This window comes from Pseudomonas orientalis, from assembly GCF_002934065.1.
Taxonomy (GTDB): domain Bacteria; phylum Pseudomonadota; class Gammaproteobacteria; order Pseudomonadales; family Pseudomonadaceae; genus Aquipseudomonas; species Aquipseudomonas orientalis_A.
The window spans coordinates 2,549,702-2,566,150 of sequence record NZ_CP018049.1 but is presented as its reverse complement, the minus strand read 5'-3'; the positions used below and the strand labels follow the sequence as shown (position 1 = coordinate 2,566,150).

Annotated in this window: 13 protein-coding genes; 8 read left to right on the top strand and 5 right to left on the bottom strand. The window is 60.6% G+C overall.

The genetic code is table 11. The annotated features are described in order from the left end of the window. Positions 1 to 508: 508 nt before the first annotated feature. Positions 509 to 2,134, bottom strand: coding sequence for a methyl-accepting chemotaxis protein (locus tag BOP93_RS11505; RefSeq protein WP_104502698.1), 1,626 nt, complete (start codon positions 2,132 to 2,134; stop codon positions 509 to 511). A 233-nt stretch (positions 2,135 to 2,367) separates the two neighbouring features. On the opposite strand from BOP93_RS11505, the gene BOP93_RS11500 reads away from it, so the two are divergent. Together BOP93_RS11500 and BOP93_RS11495 are read left to right on the top strand one after the other, a co-directional pair. Beyond that, positions 2,368 to 3,798 (top strand): nucleobase:cation symporter-2 family protein, encoded by a 1,431-nt coding sequence (locus BOP93_RS11500; protein ID WP_104502697.1) that lies wholly within the window; start codon positions 2,368 to 2,370, stop codon positions 3,796 to 3,798. Between the two features lie 12 nt (positions 3,799 to 3,810). Beyond that, the gene (locus BOP93_RS11495) at positions 3,811 to 4,272 is read left to right on the top strand and encodes an LEA type 2 family protein (protein WP_104502696.1); all 462 of its coding nucleotides are present in this window, start codon (positions 3,811 to 3,813) and stop codon (positions 4,270 to 4,272) included. 367 nt (positions 4,273 to 4,639) lie between these two features. Here BOP93_RS11495 and BOP93_RS11490 read toward each other — a convergent pair whose 3' ends face one another. After that, positions 4,640 to 5,566 (bottom strand): carbon-nitrogen hydrolase family protein, encoded by a 927-nt coding sequence (locus BOP93_RS11490; RefSeq protein ID WP_104502695.1) that lies wholly within the window; start codon positions 5,564 to 5,566, stop codon positions 4,640 to 4,642. Positions 5,567 to 5,648: 82 nt separating this feature from the next. On the opposite strand from BOP93_RS11490, the gene BOP93_RS11485 reads away from it, so the two are divergent. After that, positions 5,649 to 6,557, top strand: coding sequence for a LysR family transcriptional regulator (locus BOP93_RS11485; protein WP_205885799.1), 909 nt, complete (start codon positions 5,649 to 5,651; stop codon positions 6,555 to 6,557). On the opposite strand, the gene BOP93_RS11480 is transcribed toward BOP93_RS11485, so the two are convergent. Beyond that, positions 6,550 to 6,804, bottom strand: coding sequence for a hypothetical protein (locus tag BOP93_RS11480; protein WP_003190904.1), 255 nt, complete (start codon positions 6,802 to 6,804; stop codon positions 6,550 to 6,552). The genes BOP93_RS11485 and BOP93_RS11480 overlap by 8 nt on opposite strands. 162 nt (positions 6,805 to 6,966) lie before the next feature. On the opposite strand from BOP93_RS11480, the gene BOP93_RS11475 reads away from it, so the two are divergent. Continuing rightward, positions 6,967 to 7,287: a DUF883 family protein gene (locus BOP93_RS11475; protein WP_104502694.1), complete on the top strand. Its 321-nt coding sequence runs from the start codon at positions 6,967 to 6,969 to the stop codon at positions 7,285 to 7,287. A 34-nt stretch (positions 7,288 to 7,321) separates the two neighbouring features. On the opposite strand, the gene BOP93_RS11470 is transcribed toward BOP93_RS11475, so the two are convergent. Continuing rightward, positions 7,322 to 8,353, bottom strand: a complete 1,032-nt coding sequence (locus BOP93_RS11470) for an Ldh family oxidoreductase (RefSeq protein ID WP_104502693.1) — start codon at positions 8,351 to 8,353, stop codon at positions 7,322 to 7,324. Between the two features lie 170 nt (positions 8,354 to 8,523). Here BOP93_RS11470 and BOP93_RS11465 point away from each other — a divergent pair, with 170 nt between their 5' ends. Then, positions 8,524 to 13,662 carry a dermonecrotic toxin domain-containing protein gene (locus BOP93_RS11465; RefSeq protein ID WP_104502692.1) on the top strand — a complete coding sequence of 1,713 codons (5,139 nt, stop codon included), beginning with the start codon at positions 8,524 to 8,526 and terminating at the stop codon, positions 13,660 to 13,662. Positions 13,663 to 13,682: 20 nt separating this feature from the next. On the opposite strand, the gene BOP93_RS11460 is transcribed toward BOP93_RS11465, so the two are convergent. Next, a complete protein-coding gene (locus BOP93_RS11460; protein ID WP_104502691.1) occupies positions 13,683 to 13,952 on the bottom strand; it encodes a PepSY domain-containing protein in 270 nt (89 codons plus the stop codon). Between the two features lie 148 nt (positions 13,953 to 14,100). Here BOP93_RS11460 and BOP93_RS11455 point away from each other — a divergent pair, with 148 nt between their 5' ends. The 3 genes from BOP93_RS11455 to BOP93_RS11445 all read left to right on the top strand — a co-directional run bounded on the left by BOP93_RS11455 (position 14,101) and on the right by BOP93_RS11445 (position 16,403). After that, complete coding sequence (locus BOP93_RS11455; protein ID WP_104502690.1) at positions 14,101 to 15,096, top strand: FecR family protein; 996 nt, start codon at positions 14,101 to 14,103, stop codon at positions 15,094 to 15,096. 300 nt (positions 15,097 to 15,396) lie between these two features. Further along, on the top strand, positions 15,397 to 15,852 hold the full coding sequence (locus BOP93_RS11450) for a hypothetical protein (protein WP_104502689.1): 456 nt from the start codon (positions 15,397 to 15,399) through the stop codon (positions 15,850 to 15,852). Then, the gene (locus BOP93_RS11445) at positions 15,852 to 16,403 is read left to right on the top strand and encodes an adhesin (protein ID WP_104502688.1); all 552 of its coding nucleotides are present in this window, start codon (positions 15,852 to 15,854) and stop codon (positions 16,401 to 16,403) included. The genes BOP93_RS11450 and BOP93_RS11445 overlap by 1 nt, the downstream gene beginning before the upstream one ends. Positions 16,404 to 16,449 lie beyond the last annotated feature (46 nt).

The following is a 16,449-nucleotide window of genomic DNA, read 5'->3' as shown; positions in this document are numbered from 1 at the left end:
GGGGCTTGCCCCCGATAGCGGCCTCAGAGCCGACCAGGATGTTGGATCAGATCGAGTACATATCCGTTTCTGCGGTCACGGCCACTTAGGGTTCCGCCCTGACGGCGGCTCACTTTTGAAAAGCGCAAAAGTAAGCAAAACGCTCTTGCCCCACCACTCGGCACCTCGCTTAGGCTCGGCGTGCCCTCACTCCGGCTTGAATCCGTGGGCCGCCGCAATGGGCCATCCATGGCCCAGTGCGGCTAACCCGGCGTCCTGCCGGGTTGCCCACGGATTCAAGCCTGCGTTCGGCCAGCGTGGTTTAACGGGGCGCCTAAGATCAAAGGCAGATCAAGATCAAGAGCGGCTCGCTTCGCATCGTGGTAACGGTTGAGCGCTACAGAGTTGTGTAGATACCTATGCCCCTATTGCAGTGTGTCAGCCAGTTAATTTTTAGCTGCCCCACCGCCATCGGGGGCAAGTCGAATCGTCGCACCGCCCCTCCCACATTTGAACCGTATTTCAGATTTTAGATAACGAACTTCGCCACCATCGCGTTCAGATCCACCGCCAAGCGTGACAGCTCATGGCTGGCCGCACTCGTTTGATTGGCGCCCGCCGCCGATTGCGTCGCCAGGTCGCGGATATTCACCAGGTTGCGATCCACCTCGCGCGACACCTGGGCCTGTTCTTCGGACGCACTGGCGATCACCAGGTTGCGTTCGTTGATCAGGCTGATCGACTGGGTGATCTGCTCCAGTGCAACACCGGCGGCGCGCGCCATTTCCAGAGTACTCTGGGTGCGCTGGTTGCTCTGCTGCATTGATTGCACGGCTTCACCGGTGCCGTTCTGGATACCGGCGACCATTTTTTCGATTTCCTGGGTCGACTGGGCCGTACGATGGGCCAGCGCGCGCACCTCGTCGGCCACCACCGCAAAACCACGCCCGGCTTCACCGGCGCGTGCCGCTTCGATCGCGGCGTTGAGCGCCAGCAGGTTGGTCTGCTCGGCAATCGCGCGTATCACATCGAGGACCTTACCGATGTCCCGCCCTTGCGCCGCCAGCCCCTCGATCATGGCCGCCGTGTTTTGCACATCCCGGGTCATGGTCTGGATCGCGCCGACCGTCTCCACTACCCGGTCGCGGCCTTCCCGCGCGGCCTGGTTGGATTGGCCGGAGGCTTCGGAGGTGGACACCGCATTGCGCGCCACCTCCTCCACCGCCGCCGTCATTTCATTGACCGCCGTGGCCGCCTGGTCGATTTCATTGTTCTGTTGCTGCAGGCCTTTGGAGGCTTCCTCGGTGACTGCGCTCAGTTCTTCGGCAGCCGACGCCAACTGCGTGGCCGAGCCTGCAATGTGCTGGATGGTCTGGCGCAGGTTGGCCTGCATGGCCGACAAGGCATTGATCAGGCGCGCCGGTTCGTCCTTGCCGTCGTCCTCGATGGCTGCGGTCAGGTTGCCGCCGGCGATGCCCTCAGCCGCTTGCACGGCCTTGCGCAACGGCGTGACGATGCTGCGGGTCAGCAGCCAGGCCAGCAACACCGTCAGCAGCGCGGCGGCGACCGACACCACGATGACGCCGGTAATGGCGGCCTCGTAACTGTGTTCGGCGTGGGTATCGGCAGCCTTGGCGCCGGCGGCGTTGAGGGCGATCAGTTTGTTCAACTGCTCGCCCATCTGGTCGGTGCCTTCCTTGATACGGCTGTTGATCAGGGCGCGCATTTCATCGACCTTGTCTTGCCTGGACAGGGCAATCATGTCGGCCTGAGCCTTGACGTAGTTGTCCAGGGTCGTCGCAAATGCCTTGTACAGCACCGCCTCCTCGGCCCCTGCCGGCAACGCTGCGTAGTTGCTTTGCGCCGCCCTGACCTTGTCGACCAGCACGCCGATGCGGGTTTCGGCTTCCTGCAGGGCGGCCGGCTCACGGTTGACCAGCACGCGAAAGGACAGGATGCGCATGCGCAACACGTTTTCCGTCATATGCCCCAGGTACGTCACGCTGGGCAACTGATTGGTGCTCATATCCAGCGAAGCCTGGCGCATCAGGGTCATGCGGTTGACCGCAAACACCCCCAAAATGACCACCAGGACTGCGATAAAGGCGAACCCGAGAAATGCGCGAGGGGCAATGTTCAGATGACGGAGGGACATAAGGGGGGGCTCTCAGAAGTGATGTTGCCAGCGTCTGCCGCGAATCGATCCGTCAGCGCCAACGCACTGCCCAGACCTTGGCCGCCCGTTTTAGAATGGTTAGGTGGGCCTATACGGGGTATCGGCTGATGTCGAAGTTTTATGCAGGGCGCTTTATAAATAATTTATTACACTTCTGACGACTGGCCGTTTCTGGCATCCTGCGCCTCCCTTTTCCGACCCGAGCCCTCATTTTGTCTGACGCTCAAGCCCCTCGCCCGCGCTATAAATCCGACCTGATCTACGGCCTCGAAGACCGTCCGCATTTCACGGCGGCAATATTTGCCGCCTTGCAGCATGTGCTGGCGAGCTTCGTCGGCATCATCACCCCGACCCTGATCGTCGGTGGCGTGCTGGGCCTGGAGAGCGAAGTGCCGTATCTGGTGAGCATGGCGCTGTTCGTCTCGGGGCTCGGCACCTTCGTGCAGGCGCGCACGTTCGGCCCCATCGGCTCGGGCCTGTTATGCCTGCAGGGCACCAGTTTTTCCTTTATCAGCGTGATTTTGAGCGCCGGGTTCATGGTCAAGGCCCGCGGCGGCGGTACCGATGAAATCCTCTCGACGATCTTTGGCATCTGTTTTTTCGCAGCCTTTATCGAAGTGGTGCTCAGCCAGTTCATCGGCAAGTTGCGCAAGTTGATTACCCCGGTGGTCACCGGCACCATCATCACCTTGATGGGGTTGTCGTTGATCAAGGTCGCGGTGACCGACATGGCCGGTGGTTTCGGCGCCAGCGACCTGGGCGCGGCGAGCAATATGGGCCTGGCGGCGCTGGTGCTGCTGACCATCGTGGTGCTCAACCGCTTCGACAACCCGTTCCTGCGCCTGGGTTCGATCGTGATCGGCCTGACCCTGGGTTTTGTCGTGGCCTGGTGGCTGGGCCGTGTCGACATGGCCGCCCTGCCCCAGGTGCCGCTGATCAGCGTGCCGGTGCCGTTCAAGTATGGCTTCTCGTTCGATTGGGTGGCGTTCATCCCGGTGGCGGTGATCTTCCTGATTTCGCCCCTGGAAGCCGCCGGTGACCTGACCGCCAACTCGATGATTTCCCAGCAGCCGGTCAAAGGCCCGCGGTATATCAAACGCATCAAGTCCGGCCTGCTCGCCGACGGCCTCAACTCGGCGATGGCGGCCACCTTCAACAGCCTGCCCATGGTGACGTTCGCCCAGAACAACGGCGTGATCCAACTGACCGGCGTGGCCAGCCGCTACGTGGCCTACTTCATCGCCGGCCTGCTGGTACTGCTGGGGCTGTTCCCGATGATCGGCGCGGTGCTGCAACTGATGCCCAAACCCGTGCTGGGCGGCGCGACCCTGATCATGTTCGGCACCGTGGCCGTGGCCGGCATCAAGATCCTCGCCGAAGCCGGGTTGCACCGACGCAACGTACTGATCGTAGCGATTTCCCTGGGGATGGGCCTGGGCGTTGCGGCCGTGCCCGAAGTGCTGCGCGACTTGCCCAAGGCACTGCATAACATCTTTGAGTCGCCGATCACCGTGGGGGCGTTCTGTGCCATCCTGCTGAACATTTTCCTGCCCGAAGCGTTCATAGAGCTGGAAGAAGATGAATTCGATCCGGAGTCCTCGACCCTCAAGGTCATGCAGGACCCTGACGTTACGAAACAGTAGGGGCACGTTCAGATGCGCAAGCTCATGGTTGTATCGTTGTTGTTGCTGACCTTGAGCGCCTGCGCGCTGTTGCCCCAGCGCGATCCGGTCAACATCAACGTGGTCGGCATCGAACCGCTGCAAAGCCAGGACCTGGAAGTGCGCTTCGCCGTCAAACTGCGGGTGCAAAACCCCAATGAAACGGCGATCGACTACAACGGCGTGGCGCTGGATTTGGAAGTCAATGGCCGGCCGCTGGCGTCCGGGGTGAGTGATCAGGCGGGCAGCATCCCGCGTTTCTCCGAGACCGTGCTGATGGTACCGGTGAGCGTTTCGGCGTTTTCGGTGTTACGCCAGACCCTGGGCCTGAGCCAGACCCAGAGCCTGAATAATCTGCCGTATGTACTGCGCGGCAAGCTGGCGGGTGGGTTGTTTGGGACCATGCGCTTTGTCGAGCGCGGCACCCTGGATTTGCCCAACACCGCAACCTGGTGAACTGCGGGCAACAAACGCTGAAGATCAAATGTGGGAGGGGGCTTGCCCCCGATGAGCATAGGTATCTACACAACTCTGTAGCGGCTAACGCTGAAACGCTAACCACGATGCGCAGCGAGTCGCTCTTGATCTGCTTTTGATCTCAGGCGCCCCGTTAAACCACGCTGGCCGAACGCAGGCGAGGTGCCGAGTGGTGGCAAGAGCGTTTTGCTTACTTTTGCGTTTTTCAAAAGTGAGCCGCTGTAAAAGCGGAACCCATAGCAGCCGTTACCGCAGAAACGGATATGTACTCGGTCCAATCCAGCATCCTGGTCGGCCCTGAGGCCGCCATCGGGGGGCAAGCCCCCTCCCACATTTTTAACCGCGTTCAGTCAGTGATATAGCGCACGCCCGGCTTCGCGCGCTCGTCCACGGTCAACTCAAAAACATCCGGCCGGGCGTAATGCCCCACCACGTCATAGTCATAGCGTGTCCGCACCAACTCATCGGTATCGATCCGCGCCGTCAACAGCCCCGCTTCACCCACCAGTGGTCCGGCAAGGATGTCGCCCATCGGCCCGACAATCACGCTGCCACCGGCAATCAACGGACGATCCGCCGGCCAATTGGCAACGTCTACGCCCAACGCCTCGGGCGAGGCCTGCACCTGGCAGGCGCTCACCACAAAGCAGCGCCCTTCATGGGCCACGTGGCGCATGCTCACCTGCCACATCTCGCGTTCATCCACGGTGGGTGCGCACCACACCTGCACGCCTTTGGCATACATGGCGGTGCGCAGCAGCGGCATCATGTTTTCCCAGCACACCGCGCCGCCAATGCGCCCTACCGCCGTGTCGACTACCGGTAAGGTGGAGCCATCGCCCTTGCCCCAGATCAGTCGTTCGGTGCCGGTGGGCATCAGTTTGCGGTGTTTGGCCACCAGCCCGCCCATGGGCTCGAAATACAACACGGTGCAATACAAAGTGCTGCCACTGCGCTCGATCACGCCGAGCACCAGACTGGCGCCGGTGCGCGCGGACAACCCGGCCAGTGCGTCAGTCTCTACGCCGGGTACATCGATAGCATTGGCAAAATAGCGCGCAAAGGCTTCACGACCCTCGGGCAAGCGATACCCCAATTGAGTACCGAACCCTTCACCTTTGGGATAGCCGCCCAGCAGCGCCTCAGGCATTACCACCAACTGCGCGCTGCTGCGCTGGATGTCGCCCTCGTAGGCCAGTATCTGTTCCAGGGTTTCGGCCTTGCCGCCCGGCAGCGAGCCAATTTGTAAAGCAGCCACGGTAGAAACAGGCATCACGATCACTCCGAATCAATGGGGTTGCCCATTCTCCCGCCAGGCACGATCATGAATAAAGCCCACCTCAGTGCTAAATGATATGAGCCAGATAAATATCGCCCAGGTTGACCTGAACCTGCTCAAAACCTTTGAAGCCCTGCATGACGAGTCCAGCGCCAGCCGCGCAGCGTTGCGCCTGGGGGTCACCCAATCGGCAATCAGCGCCGGTCTGCGGCGTTTGCGCGAGCTTTACGACGATCAGTTATTTGTGCGCACGGGACGTGGACTGGCACCGACGACGCGCGCCAATCAATTGAAACCGCTGATCAGCGAAGCGTTGGACCGCTGTCGGCAGAGCCTGGCGATGATCAACCCGCAGAGCCCGACCTATCAAGGCCGCTGCGTGGTGCTGGGGCTGTCGGACGACTTTGAGATTGCCTACGGCCGTCGACTGATGGACAGCGTCGCCCAGCACCTGCCAAAGCTGCGGGTGATTTTCCGCCAGACCCACAGCCAGATTGTCGCCGATGCCCTGCTCGACCGCAGCCTGGACCTGGCCATTACCGCCGGCGGTTTTGCCGAGCGGCGCCTGAGCCGGCAAGTGCTCGGCGAAGGTGACTACCGCTGCCTGGTGGACCCGGACAGCCTGGCGCCTGAACAGCAACAGATCGACCTGAGAGAGTTCGTCGCGCGCGAGCACGTGCTGGTGTCGTCGGGCGGATTTATCGGCATTACCGATGAGGGTCTGGCGGCGCACGGCTTGCGCCGCCAGGTGTGTGCGTCCACCAGCCACTTTGCCGCGCTGGCGTTTCTGCTCAAGGGCAGCACGGCGGTGGCGACGATCCCCGGACATGCCGCCGAGGCCATCGCCCGCCTGACCGGCTTGCGCGTATTGCCCTGCCCGCTGGCATTGCCGCGCTACCCGGTGGAGCTGGGCTGGCGCACCCAGTCCCAGCTTGACCCCTTGTTGTTGAAGGTGCGTGAGGCGATCAAGGCGTGCTTTATTTAGCCGCCGCCATCAGCTTGTTGACTTCACTGCGCACCATGTTGGAAAACTCCGGCGGCGACATGCCGTCAAGTTCGGCACGCACCCATTCGGCCCATTTGCCCTTGCGCTTGGCGCGCTCACCGAACAACCGGGCGGCTTCGCCCTTGGCCTTGCCCAGGTTGGTTTGCCACAGGTCGTAGAGACGGGACTTTTCATCTTCCAGCTCGGCGCGTTCGGCGAGGGTCTTGTTGGCGAGATTGAAGCTCATGGTGAATTACCTGCTGCACAAATAAAGGACATCTTACACTGAAGGTCCAAGGGACCCGATTTGGATTTTGCCGCAAATGGGCGGGCAGCAAAATAACTGCAACTTTTGCCGGCGCCCGACACTCCATTGTTCACTGCCACATTCACTTGCAAGGAGTCACACATGGCCCGCAAAACCGCCGCCCAATCCGTCGAAGATCAAATCAAGGATCAAGCCTTCAGCGAACTGACTTCACTGATCGAAGAATCCGACAAACTGCTCAAGAGCAGCGCATCCCTGGTAGGCGAGGAAGGTGAAACCCTGCGCGAGCAGGTCGCCATCAAACTCAAGCAGGCCCTGGAATCGGTGTCCAATGTACGTGAGCGCAGCAAGCCGGTCGTGGATGCCACCGAAACCTACATCGGCGGGCACCCCTGGCAGACCGTGGCCATTTCCGCAGGCTTTGGCCTGGTGGTAGGCCTGCTGCTCGGTCGTCGTAACTGATCAGTGAGGGCTGCGCCCATGGCGCAGCCCTTGTTCAATCCGCAGCCCACTCATGAAGCTGGCGCAGCTCCTGTGCCCCCAGTTCTATTCCTGCCTCCTGCGACTTCGCCCGCGCGCGATGGCGTCGATCCCCCGGTAACCGCCGCAACCCGGCCGCATGCATCTGCCGCACCAGTTCCTGGCTGCGCTCGGCAAAGCTTTGCCCGGCGGTCTTGCTCGGATCGATCACAATCAGTAACTGGCCGGTCCAGGGCGTACGCGCCCCCGGATGGTCGGCCCAATTGAATTCGAACGAAAAATTACCGCCGGTCAGCGCCGCCGCCAGCAGCTCGACCATCATCGACAACGCCGAGCCCTTGTGCCCGCCAAACGGCAACAGTGCGCCGCCTTCCAGAATCGCTTTCGGGTCCTGGGTCGGCTGGCCCAGGCTGTCCACGCCCATGCCGGGCGGCAGACGTTCACCTTTGCGCGCAGCGATCTGCACATCACCATGGGCGATGGCGCTGGTGGCCAGGTCGAACACAATCGGTGCGCCATCTGCCTGAGGCGCCGCGAATGCGATGGGATTGGTGCCGAACAGTGGACGATCCGCCCCATGGGGCACCACACACGTCATGCTGTTGACCACGCTGAGCGCCACCAGCCCTTCTTCGGCAAAAGGCTCGACGTCCGGCCATAACGCGGCAAAGTGATGGGAATTATGGATCGCCAGCAACGCAATGCCGGCGCTGCGAGCCTTGCTCACCAGCAACCCACGCGCCGCAGCCAGGGCCGGCTGGGCGAACCCATTGCCGGCATCGACCCGTACGAAGCCTGAGGCCACGTCGCTGACGGTGGGCACCGCAGCGCCGTTGACCCAGCCGCTGGCCAGGGTCGACAGGTAACCTGGGATGCGAAAAATACCGTGACTGTGAGCGCCATCACGTTCGGCGCTCGCGCAGTTCTGTGCAAGGATCGCCGCCACTTCCGGCGAGGTGCCGTGCCTGACAAAAATACGCTGGAGCAACCCCACCAACTCCGTGAAGCTGATGAACGCCGTGACAACTGCTGGAGACTGCGCAGACATTTGTAGCTCCATTTTTATGATTGGAAGGGGCAACGAATGGACATCCAGACCGTCGATTAAACACCACCCACTGCGCTGGCTGTCAACTGACGGTGCGACTCAATAATTACCCCCGCCTGCCAAGGCTGCCCGCCTACCCTGTGTGTCCCTATTCACGCTGGAGACAGGCGATGACCCGCGTCACCCCGCCGTATTTTTTTGACGAATTCCTGCTGCCCGTCAATCGCTCGGTACTGAGCGAACGCGAACGCGCTCTGGGGCTTACCGTCAAGGACCTGGAATGGCTGCACGGCGTGTATTACGCCAGTGATGCCAGTCGCCAGGATACGCGCCTGCAACGCCATCCCATGCGCGTCGAAAACCTGTTGATCAATACGATGGGCCACGCTGCGATTCCACTTGCCGGCGCGTTTGTGATGAGCCCGACGCCGGACGGTGCCAAGGCCCTGCTGTACACGCCGTATGGCGGTATCGAGGTGTTTGACAGCCATGCCGCGCTGCTCGGAGAGGTCAGCCTGGCGTTGGCTGATGCGGTACAGCGCATCGATTTGCTCAGCTTTCTGTCGATTGCCCAGCGCAACAGTCTTTCGGCGGCTACCGCCCTGACCCTGACGACTTCGCCGGTGCTGGGTCCGGTCATGGAAAGCCAGGAACAAGCCTTGCAGGCCTGCCAACGAGCAAACGTACAATCAATGCTTGAGCAGTTGCAGAAAACCCCGACCCTGTCCGACATGCTCGACACACTGCTCGGGATCATGGCGCATCGTTATTTCCCGGGCCTGGATCAACGGGAAACGCGCGTAAACTGCTTTAGCCGTAGCCCGACGGATACCGACCGACGCTGGACTGACTCCCTGGCGCTACGTGAAGCGTTCCTGCGGTTTTATGTGAAACATGCCTGGCCCCTGGGGCAAACCTGCGAATTCATCAATCCCAAGCATGTCACCACCCACTTCAACCAGACCCAGTTGCAGCAAGACGGTGAGCGATGGGAAACGCTCATCGAGCAGACCTCCGGTACGCTGTCCAAACTGCTCGCCAGCCTGCTGCAAACCTACTGGAACGAAGACATCGACAGCGGCACCTCACGCCTTGATCTGTTCGCGCAAGTGTTGGCGGACAAGTTCCGCCTCGACGTGCTGCTCAAACGCCAGACTGGCATCCTCAGTGCCGATGAAAGCCATATGCTTCAGGCTCTGTTACTCAGCGACCAGGGCGCGCGCAGCGCCTACGCCGCCAACCTGAGCGTGGAAAAAGTGCGCGTCTATGCGCCTTACCAGCACTACGTGGAACTGGCCAGTACCCTGATGCTGCATGAAAACCATGCCTACCTCTACACCCAGTCCCGTGGTTTACAGGTGCTTCAAGACCTGGACGACCTCAAAGACACGCTATTGACCATGCTCACGGCCGCCGGACACGAAGATGAACTGCTCAACTTCCTGTCCTTGGATGAGCGCGACACTTTTATCGGCCTGGACCCGATAAACGTTGCCGCACGCCCCGTCATCGGGCATGTGTTCATCGGCATGATCGAAGATATCGCCGCCAAGCAGATCAGTAATATGAACCATGCCCTGAGCCTCTATCGCAGCAGCGCCGGCCAGGTGGACCTGGATGCATTGCTCGATTACGCCCTGGATATTCGCACCATGCTCGACAGTCGCCTGGCCGACCTGGACACCGATGGGCGCTGGACGATACATCCCGTCAGCAGCGGCAATGGCCGCCCCTCCACCGTGCAGGCCGAGCGCGCCAAGCTGCACATGCAACGCCTGCAAGCTGCCGAGGACGGGTTGAACCTCGAACGCTTGAACCACCCTACATTGCGCAGCATGGTCGCCCTGGCCCTGAACATGGAGCTGCAAACGCGACAACTGGACGTGAGGGCCGATGATGTCTTTATCAACACTTACCCCTCCAGTGCCCAGCAACGCGAAGAACGCCCGCCCGTATCGTCCCTGAGTATGGTTGAACACGTTATCGAGCGCCTGGGCCGGAATAGCGAGCCACTTCCCGTGTCTTCCAGGACTGGTTTTTATCAAAAAAACGACCCGCGCGTCGCCCTGAAGCTCAATAACATCACCCTCAAAACCTTTAACAGCATGATCGAGCGGGTATTGAAGGTGTTCGCCAACCACGAGCTGCGTGACGTGCCACGCCTGTTCCTGAACAACACCCGCGATAAACACGCGCACTCGATGCTGCTGGGCTTGCGCAGCGAGGCCGAACTGCGCTTGCTGGGTAAAACCCTGCCGGCCGGTAGCCATGCCATTCTTGATACGGTGCTGCGTAACGACAGTCTGGTGCGCCTGACCCGTCATGGGATCAACGGGTTTCTCCCGGATGCCTATGCGCTGGCATTGCAACAGGGCACGTCCGACGCCTTGCTGCCGCTGGCTAATCTGTTTGTGCTGACCGAGCGTGGCGGCCTCGACTCCAGGAACTCGGGCCAGGCGATCCTGTGGACGCCCCGGCGTGGTCATGAAGTCTTCCCCTCAATTTCGGCGCTGCGCGAGGTACTCGCCCAGCGCCTGGCGCATCCGATCGAGCGGCTGACGCTGCTGGAGACTCTGCGATTGTCCCAACGCGTGCCTCATCAGGCGTATCGCCTGGCCCCGCTGCAACGCATTGACGATAACCTGCTGGACAATCGCCTGAAGACCTACGACGACACTGTCATGGACGCGGTCGATCATTTACTGGCCATGGATTTGCCGGCGCGCGCCGTGCAGGACCGCCTGGATGCGATCCTGCAAACCCCTGCGCCTACCAACCTGGCACGGGCCAAAGCGCTGGCTGACGCAATGATCACCCAGCAACTGCTGCCCGTGTGGCTGGCAATGGCACCTGCCAAAGCGCAGATTTACCATGCTGAACTGCTTGAGCAATACCGCAACAGCGCCCCGGAAGAGGAGGACTACCTGCATGGCATCCCGACCATTCGCGAGCACACATATTCCGCCCTGCTGAAGCTGCTCCAGGCTCGCTTTCCCAAGCACACCATCAGCCCCGATGACGTACTGATTCCCGTGCATCAGGCCCTCGATATCCACACCTGCAGCCTGACCGACTTCGCCTTGCGCCACTGGCCGAACCTGAACAAGCACACCATTATCCCGCGGTCGCGTACCGCCACGCCGCTGCCAGATACCCTGGATGCCACTGCAGTGATCCAACTGGTGCGCCAGCTGGACTTGAAATCGGTCTACCAAAAGCTGTTGCAAACCGAGCTGGACACCCGCACAGAGGCAGCGCGCCAACGTCGGCGCCGGTTCTGCCGTCAATTGCCCTGGCAGGTGTTGCAATACGCCCACGAGCAGCATCTGCAGGAACGCCTGTCAGCCGAAGCCCTGGGTTGGGTCCAGCAGGCATTCGATATGCCTGATGCCCTGGCACGTGCGGCGCTGGACGGCGCGTCGGTGCTTTTTCGGCCCGTGGAACTTGTGGCGACCGCAGGTGCCACGGCCGCGAAAGTGCTGGGGCTGTACCTGATCAGCAGCGAACCTGAAAAATCCGGCCCGGTGGTGTTATATGCGCCCTACAGCGAAAACCATGTGCTCAGGCAATATGACAGCGAGCAAGCGCTGCTGGAGGAAGTGCAAAGACCGGGAGAACTGCAGGACTGGGTGATCCAGCACCTGGAAGATCCGCACCAGGCCGTTTACCGCCACTTGCTGAAAAACAACCCTCATCGCCCCTCGGATATCAGCCTTGCTTCATCTGCGGTGACCGGCAATCTGCTGCATTTCCTGTTCAGCGAGAACACGCTGATCCTGCTTAAAATGCTCGCCTGCCAATTCGAGGAAGGCGCCAAACTGCTCTGGGATAAAGCGGTCGACCTGTTAGGCAAGGGCATTCCGATGGCGGCGCACTTCCTGGCGGGCAAACTCGCCTATCCGCTGGTGGTGTGGCGCAGCTACACGCTGGTCAAGCGCTCGATGGAAGCGCTGCAACTGCATCAGTGGAGGGCCGCGATGAAGGACTTCATCCTGGCCGTGGTGCAAATGGCCGCGTTGTACAGTGAGCTCGACGGCAGCGAAACCCCGCCGCCCGGTGACGCTGAGGTCGTTGACCTGTCGCCGGGCGAACTGCCCAAGAGCACAGTCCCGGGCCTGCGGGACGTCACCGCCATTTCGCGAACGCGGCTGCAGCGCTTCGAGGACCATGACGTCGCCCTGGAGGGCCTGGCATTGGCTACCTCGACCCAGGTCTACGAGGACAAGGCGAACGCCAAAGTCTATGTACCGCTGGCAGGCAAAGTGTATCCGGTGACGAAAACCAAGGAACATTGGCGCCTCGGCAACGACGATCAGCAGGGCCCCTACGTAGGTCGCAATTCACAGGGCCAATGGGTGTTGGACCTGAGCCTGCACAAACCCCGCTTCGGGCAGGCCTGGACGCGTCAGAAAACGCAACGGGCACAACGGCGCGAGATCAATATTCAAGCGCAGGGCATAAAGGCGATTGCCGCAGTATCGAGCTGGAAAGCCCAGGCCATCGACGAAGCGTTGAATGTGGCGACGTACTACGCCGTCAACTGCAAGCGCAACCTCCAGCATTTTGCGCAACTGATCACCCCTGATAGCCGAGTGGGCCTGTTTCTATGCGACCTGTTCGGCACTATCAACCTGACCCCGGAACAGGTCAGGAAAATCGAAACTCTCATCGACGGTGTACTGGATGAGTTGAGCGACCCCACCTTGATCGGCCCTGACTCAATGCGCCTTGTCAGCGGCGAAAGCCTGAAGGACCCCACGAATGATTACGCAATGGTGCTGGTCGATGACATTGAGCGCAAAGTGTTTTTGTTCGAGCGTTTCTTCGATCCGGACATGACTGAATACGCCAACATCTTGAACGCCCCCTTCGACATGTTCGCTCACGCCAGAGCGTCGACGATGATTCACGAGCTGACGCACTTGAGGTTCAAGACCGTAGACATTGCCTATCTGCGCAGCATGGAACCGTTCCGCGACCTCATCGATACAGCCAAGCCTGGCGCTCAGGCAGTAAGGACGCGCCAGAATGATTTGCAAACGACCGCACTGTCCACGTTGACGCCGGCCAGCATGCTGTTCAAGACGTGGGATGACATATCCAATACCTGGGAGGATTACGGTGTTTTCACCGCCACCCACTACCTCAAGCGCAAAGTCCTGAAGATTACTGGTGCCAAGACACTGAATGAGGCACGTCAAATCTTCATGAGCAATGTCGACAAACGCATTGACGTCATTCTGTCCAACGCTGACTCAGTCACTTACCTGATTACGCACCTGGGGCGCATGCTGGATGTGGGGGCCTGAGCAGGCCCCCAGCGGGCGGATCAGTCTTTCTGATCACGCAGGATATTGCCCGAAGCGCCGTCGATGCGGGCTTCGTAGACGGTGCCATCGGATTTGCGGCCTTTGACTTCCCAATAGCCGTTGTCGTCCGCTTCAGCGGCGTAGACTTCGATATAGCCCGCCTTGGTCTTCGCCACTTCAATGGCTTTTTCAATGGTAATCCAGCCCGCACCCGGCTTGTCTGCCAGAGCAGCGCCGGCGCTCAGCAAGGCGGTGGTGGCACACAGGGCAGCTAAGGTTTTCTTCAACATGTTGGTACTCCATAGTTGACGACAGGTTATTTCCTGAATTTTTAGGCGCGCTCAAACAAGAATAAGTTCCAATTGATGTGCAATCGCCATGATGCTGTTCTCGCTACGTGCTTCGCAGGGTTAGAATGCGGGAAATCAGGATGAGTCAATGAGCGAACAGTCCCTTTCAGAAGCCGAGTACGACGCCATTACCGACGCCGCCGCGCATTGGTGCATGCGCCTGCATGCCGAGGATTGCTCGGCCGCTGAGCGCCAGGCATTTGAAAAATGGCACGACGCTCATCCGCTGCATGCGTTCGAATACGCGGCGATGCTGGAAATCTGGGACGTGGCCGATCATCTGCCGCGCAACATGCCGGCGCCGGTCGTGTTGCCGTTCAAGCCGCGCAAGCGCTGGCGCACCTACGCGGTCGCCGCCGCCCTATGCCTGGGTGCCTTGCCACTGGCCGCCTTGACCGGCTGGGAAGCCGGCTGGCTGCCCAGCGCCTATAAACACTACGAAGCAACCAACGGCTTGCGCAAGGTCACCCTTGCTGATGGCAGCCAGGTGGAATTGAACCTGGGCACCGAACTGGTCTATAGCGATTACAAGGACCGGCGTCAGGCCAGCTTGAAAAAGGGCGAAGCGTTTTTCAAGGTCACCCATGACGGCGATCATCCCTTTATCGTGCAGGCTGGCGAGGGCCAGGTGCGAGTGACGGGCACCCAGTTCAATGTCTGGACCTATGCGGACCAGGTGCGAGTGATGTTGCTTGAAGGCTCTGTGCAGATCGCCAGCGACTCGGTGCATGGCAGCGTGCCGCTGACCCCGGGGATGCAGGCCAGTTACCAACGGGGCGACGCCACTCCGCGCGTGGCGGCGATCAAGCCCGATGACACGGCCCTGGCATGGCGTACGGGCAAACTGGTGCTCGACAACCTGGCCCTGGCCGATGCGCTGCCGCTGATCAACCGCTACCTCGACAAACCGGTGATGCTGGCGGACGCAGGCACCGGGAGCATTCGCATTGGCGGTATTTATAACCTCAGTGAAGTCAATAACCTCATCCCCTCCCTGCCCAAGGTTCTACCGGTCTACCTGACCCAGAATCAGGACGGCAACCCGGTACTCAACTCCATTCCGCGTAAAACCCCCAAAGGCTGAGCCTGCGCCTGCCGCGTGACCTGTCCATTTTTGAAACACCCAACTGTCTTGAATCGCCCGGCGGGGACGGATTCATCGTTTTGTCATGGACACTGTTTCATCACTGATACAGCTGGCGCGAGCGACCGGGCATACGACGCCGGGCGAGGACTGTTTCAGGGTTGAAACACCGCAACCGACGAATCCGCCGGTAAAAACCATAACCTGCTGAATTTAAAGTAAAAACAAAAAACGGCACGCCTTCTGCTCTGTCCCTGACAACGCTGTTTAGGGTCAGCGTGAATAATAAGGATTGCCACCGTGAACACATTCACTCATGCCTCGATAAACGCACTGCTGATCAGTTGCGTGCTCAGTGCCGGCGTCAGCCTGCCGAGCCAGGCGGGTGACGGCGTGATCGTGACAGGGCGCGCCGTACAAGGGCATATGTACGGGCGCACCTCGCTCCCGGACCCCTACCCCAACACGGCCAACGCCAACCCCAGCAAAGAAGTGATCAGCGCCATGTCCGGCGAACTCAGCGACCGGGACATCGGCGGCATCAGCAGCGGTTCGAGCCTTGCGCGCTCGGTGCAGCCCGACGGCAATCTGTCCGGCCTGGGCGCCACGCACACCGGCATGTCGACCCTGAGCAGCGGCGCTGCCGCCGGCCATGGCGCCGGCGCCGGCAACGCAATGGGTGGGCAGATCAGCGATTCGATCCAGCGCGGCATGGCCCCCTTGAACAACCTCGGCAGCATGATGGGGGGCAAGTGATGAGGCACTTCCTGTTGATAGTCGCCCTGCTGGGCAGCGCGACGGCCCTGGCCGACAACGCCGCCGTGATCAATGGCAGCGGCAAACAGTACGAGGGTGTCTTGTCGATCAACCAGGCCGCCGGCAATCAACAGCAAATGTCCAACAGCCGCGCGATTGTCCTCGGTGGCCAGGCCACCACCGCCAATATCCAGAAGCTCGACGGCAACGTCGATCCGTCCCTGAACGCCAAAGCGGCGATCCTGGGCACCTCCTTTACCAACGGCAACGGCGTACTGGGCATCAATCAGTCGGCCGGAGCCAATAACCAATCGATCAATGCGGTGCGGATCAGCCTGAACCCTGGCCCGCAAAGCATCGATGACAGCGTCCTGTTGCAACAGAACACGACGACGCTGGCAAGCGACTCAGGGTCCACCTCCACCACTGGCAGCCGCCAGGTCGTCACCAGCGACCAGGCCTTCACCGGCAGCCGAGGAGTGATTCAGGTGAACCAGAGTGCCGGGGTGGGGAACCGAGTGGCTAACACCCTGGGCATCACTATCAAGTAAGCGCTTGATAGACCTCAGTTAACCGTACCAACACTTAACCCAACTA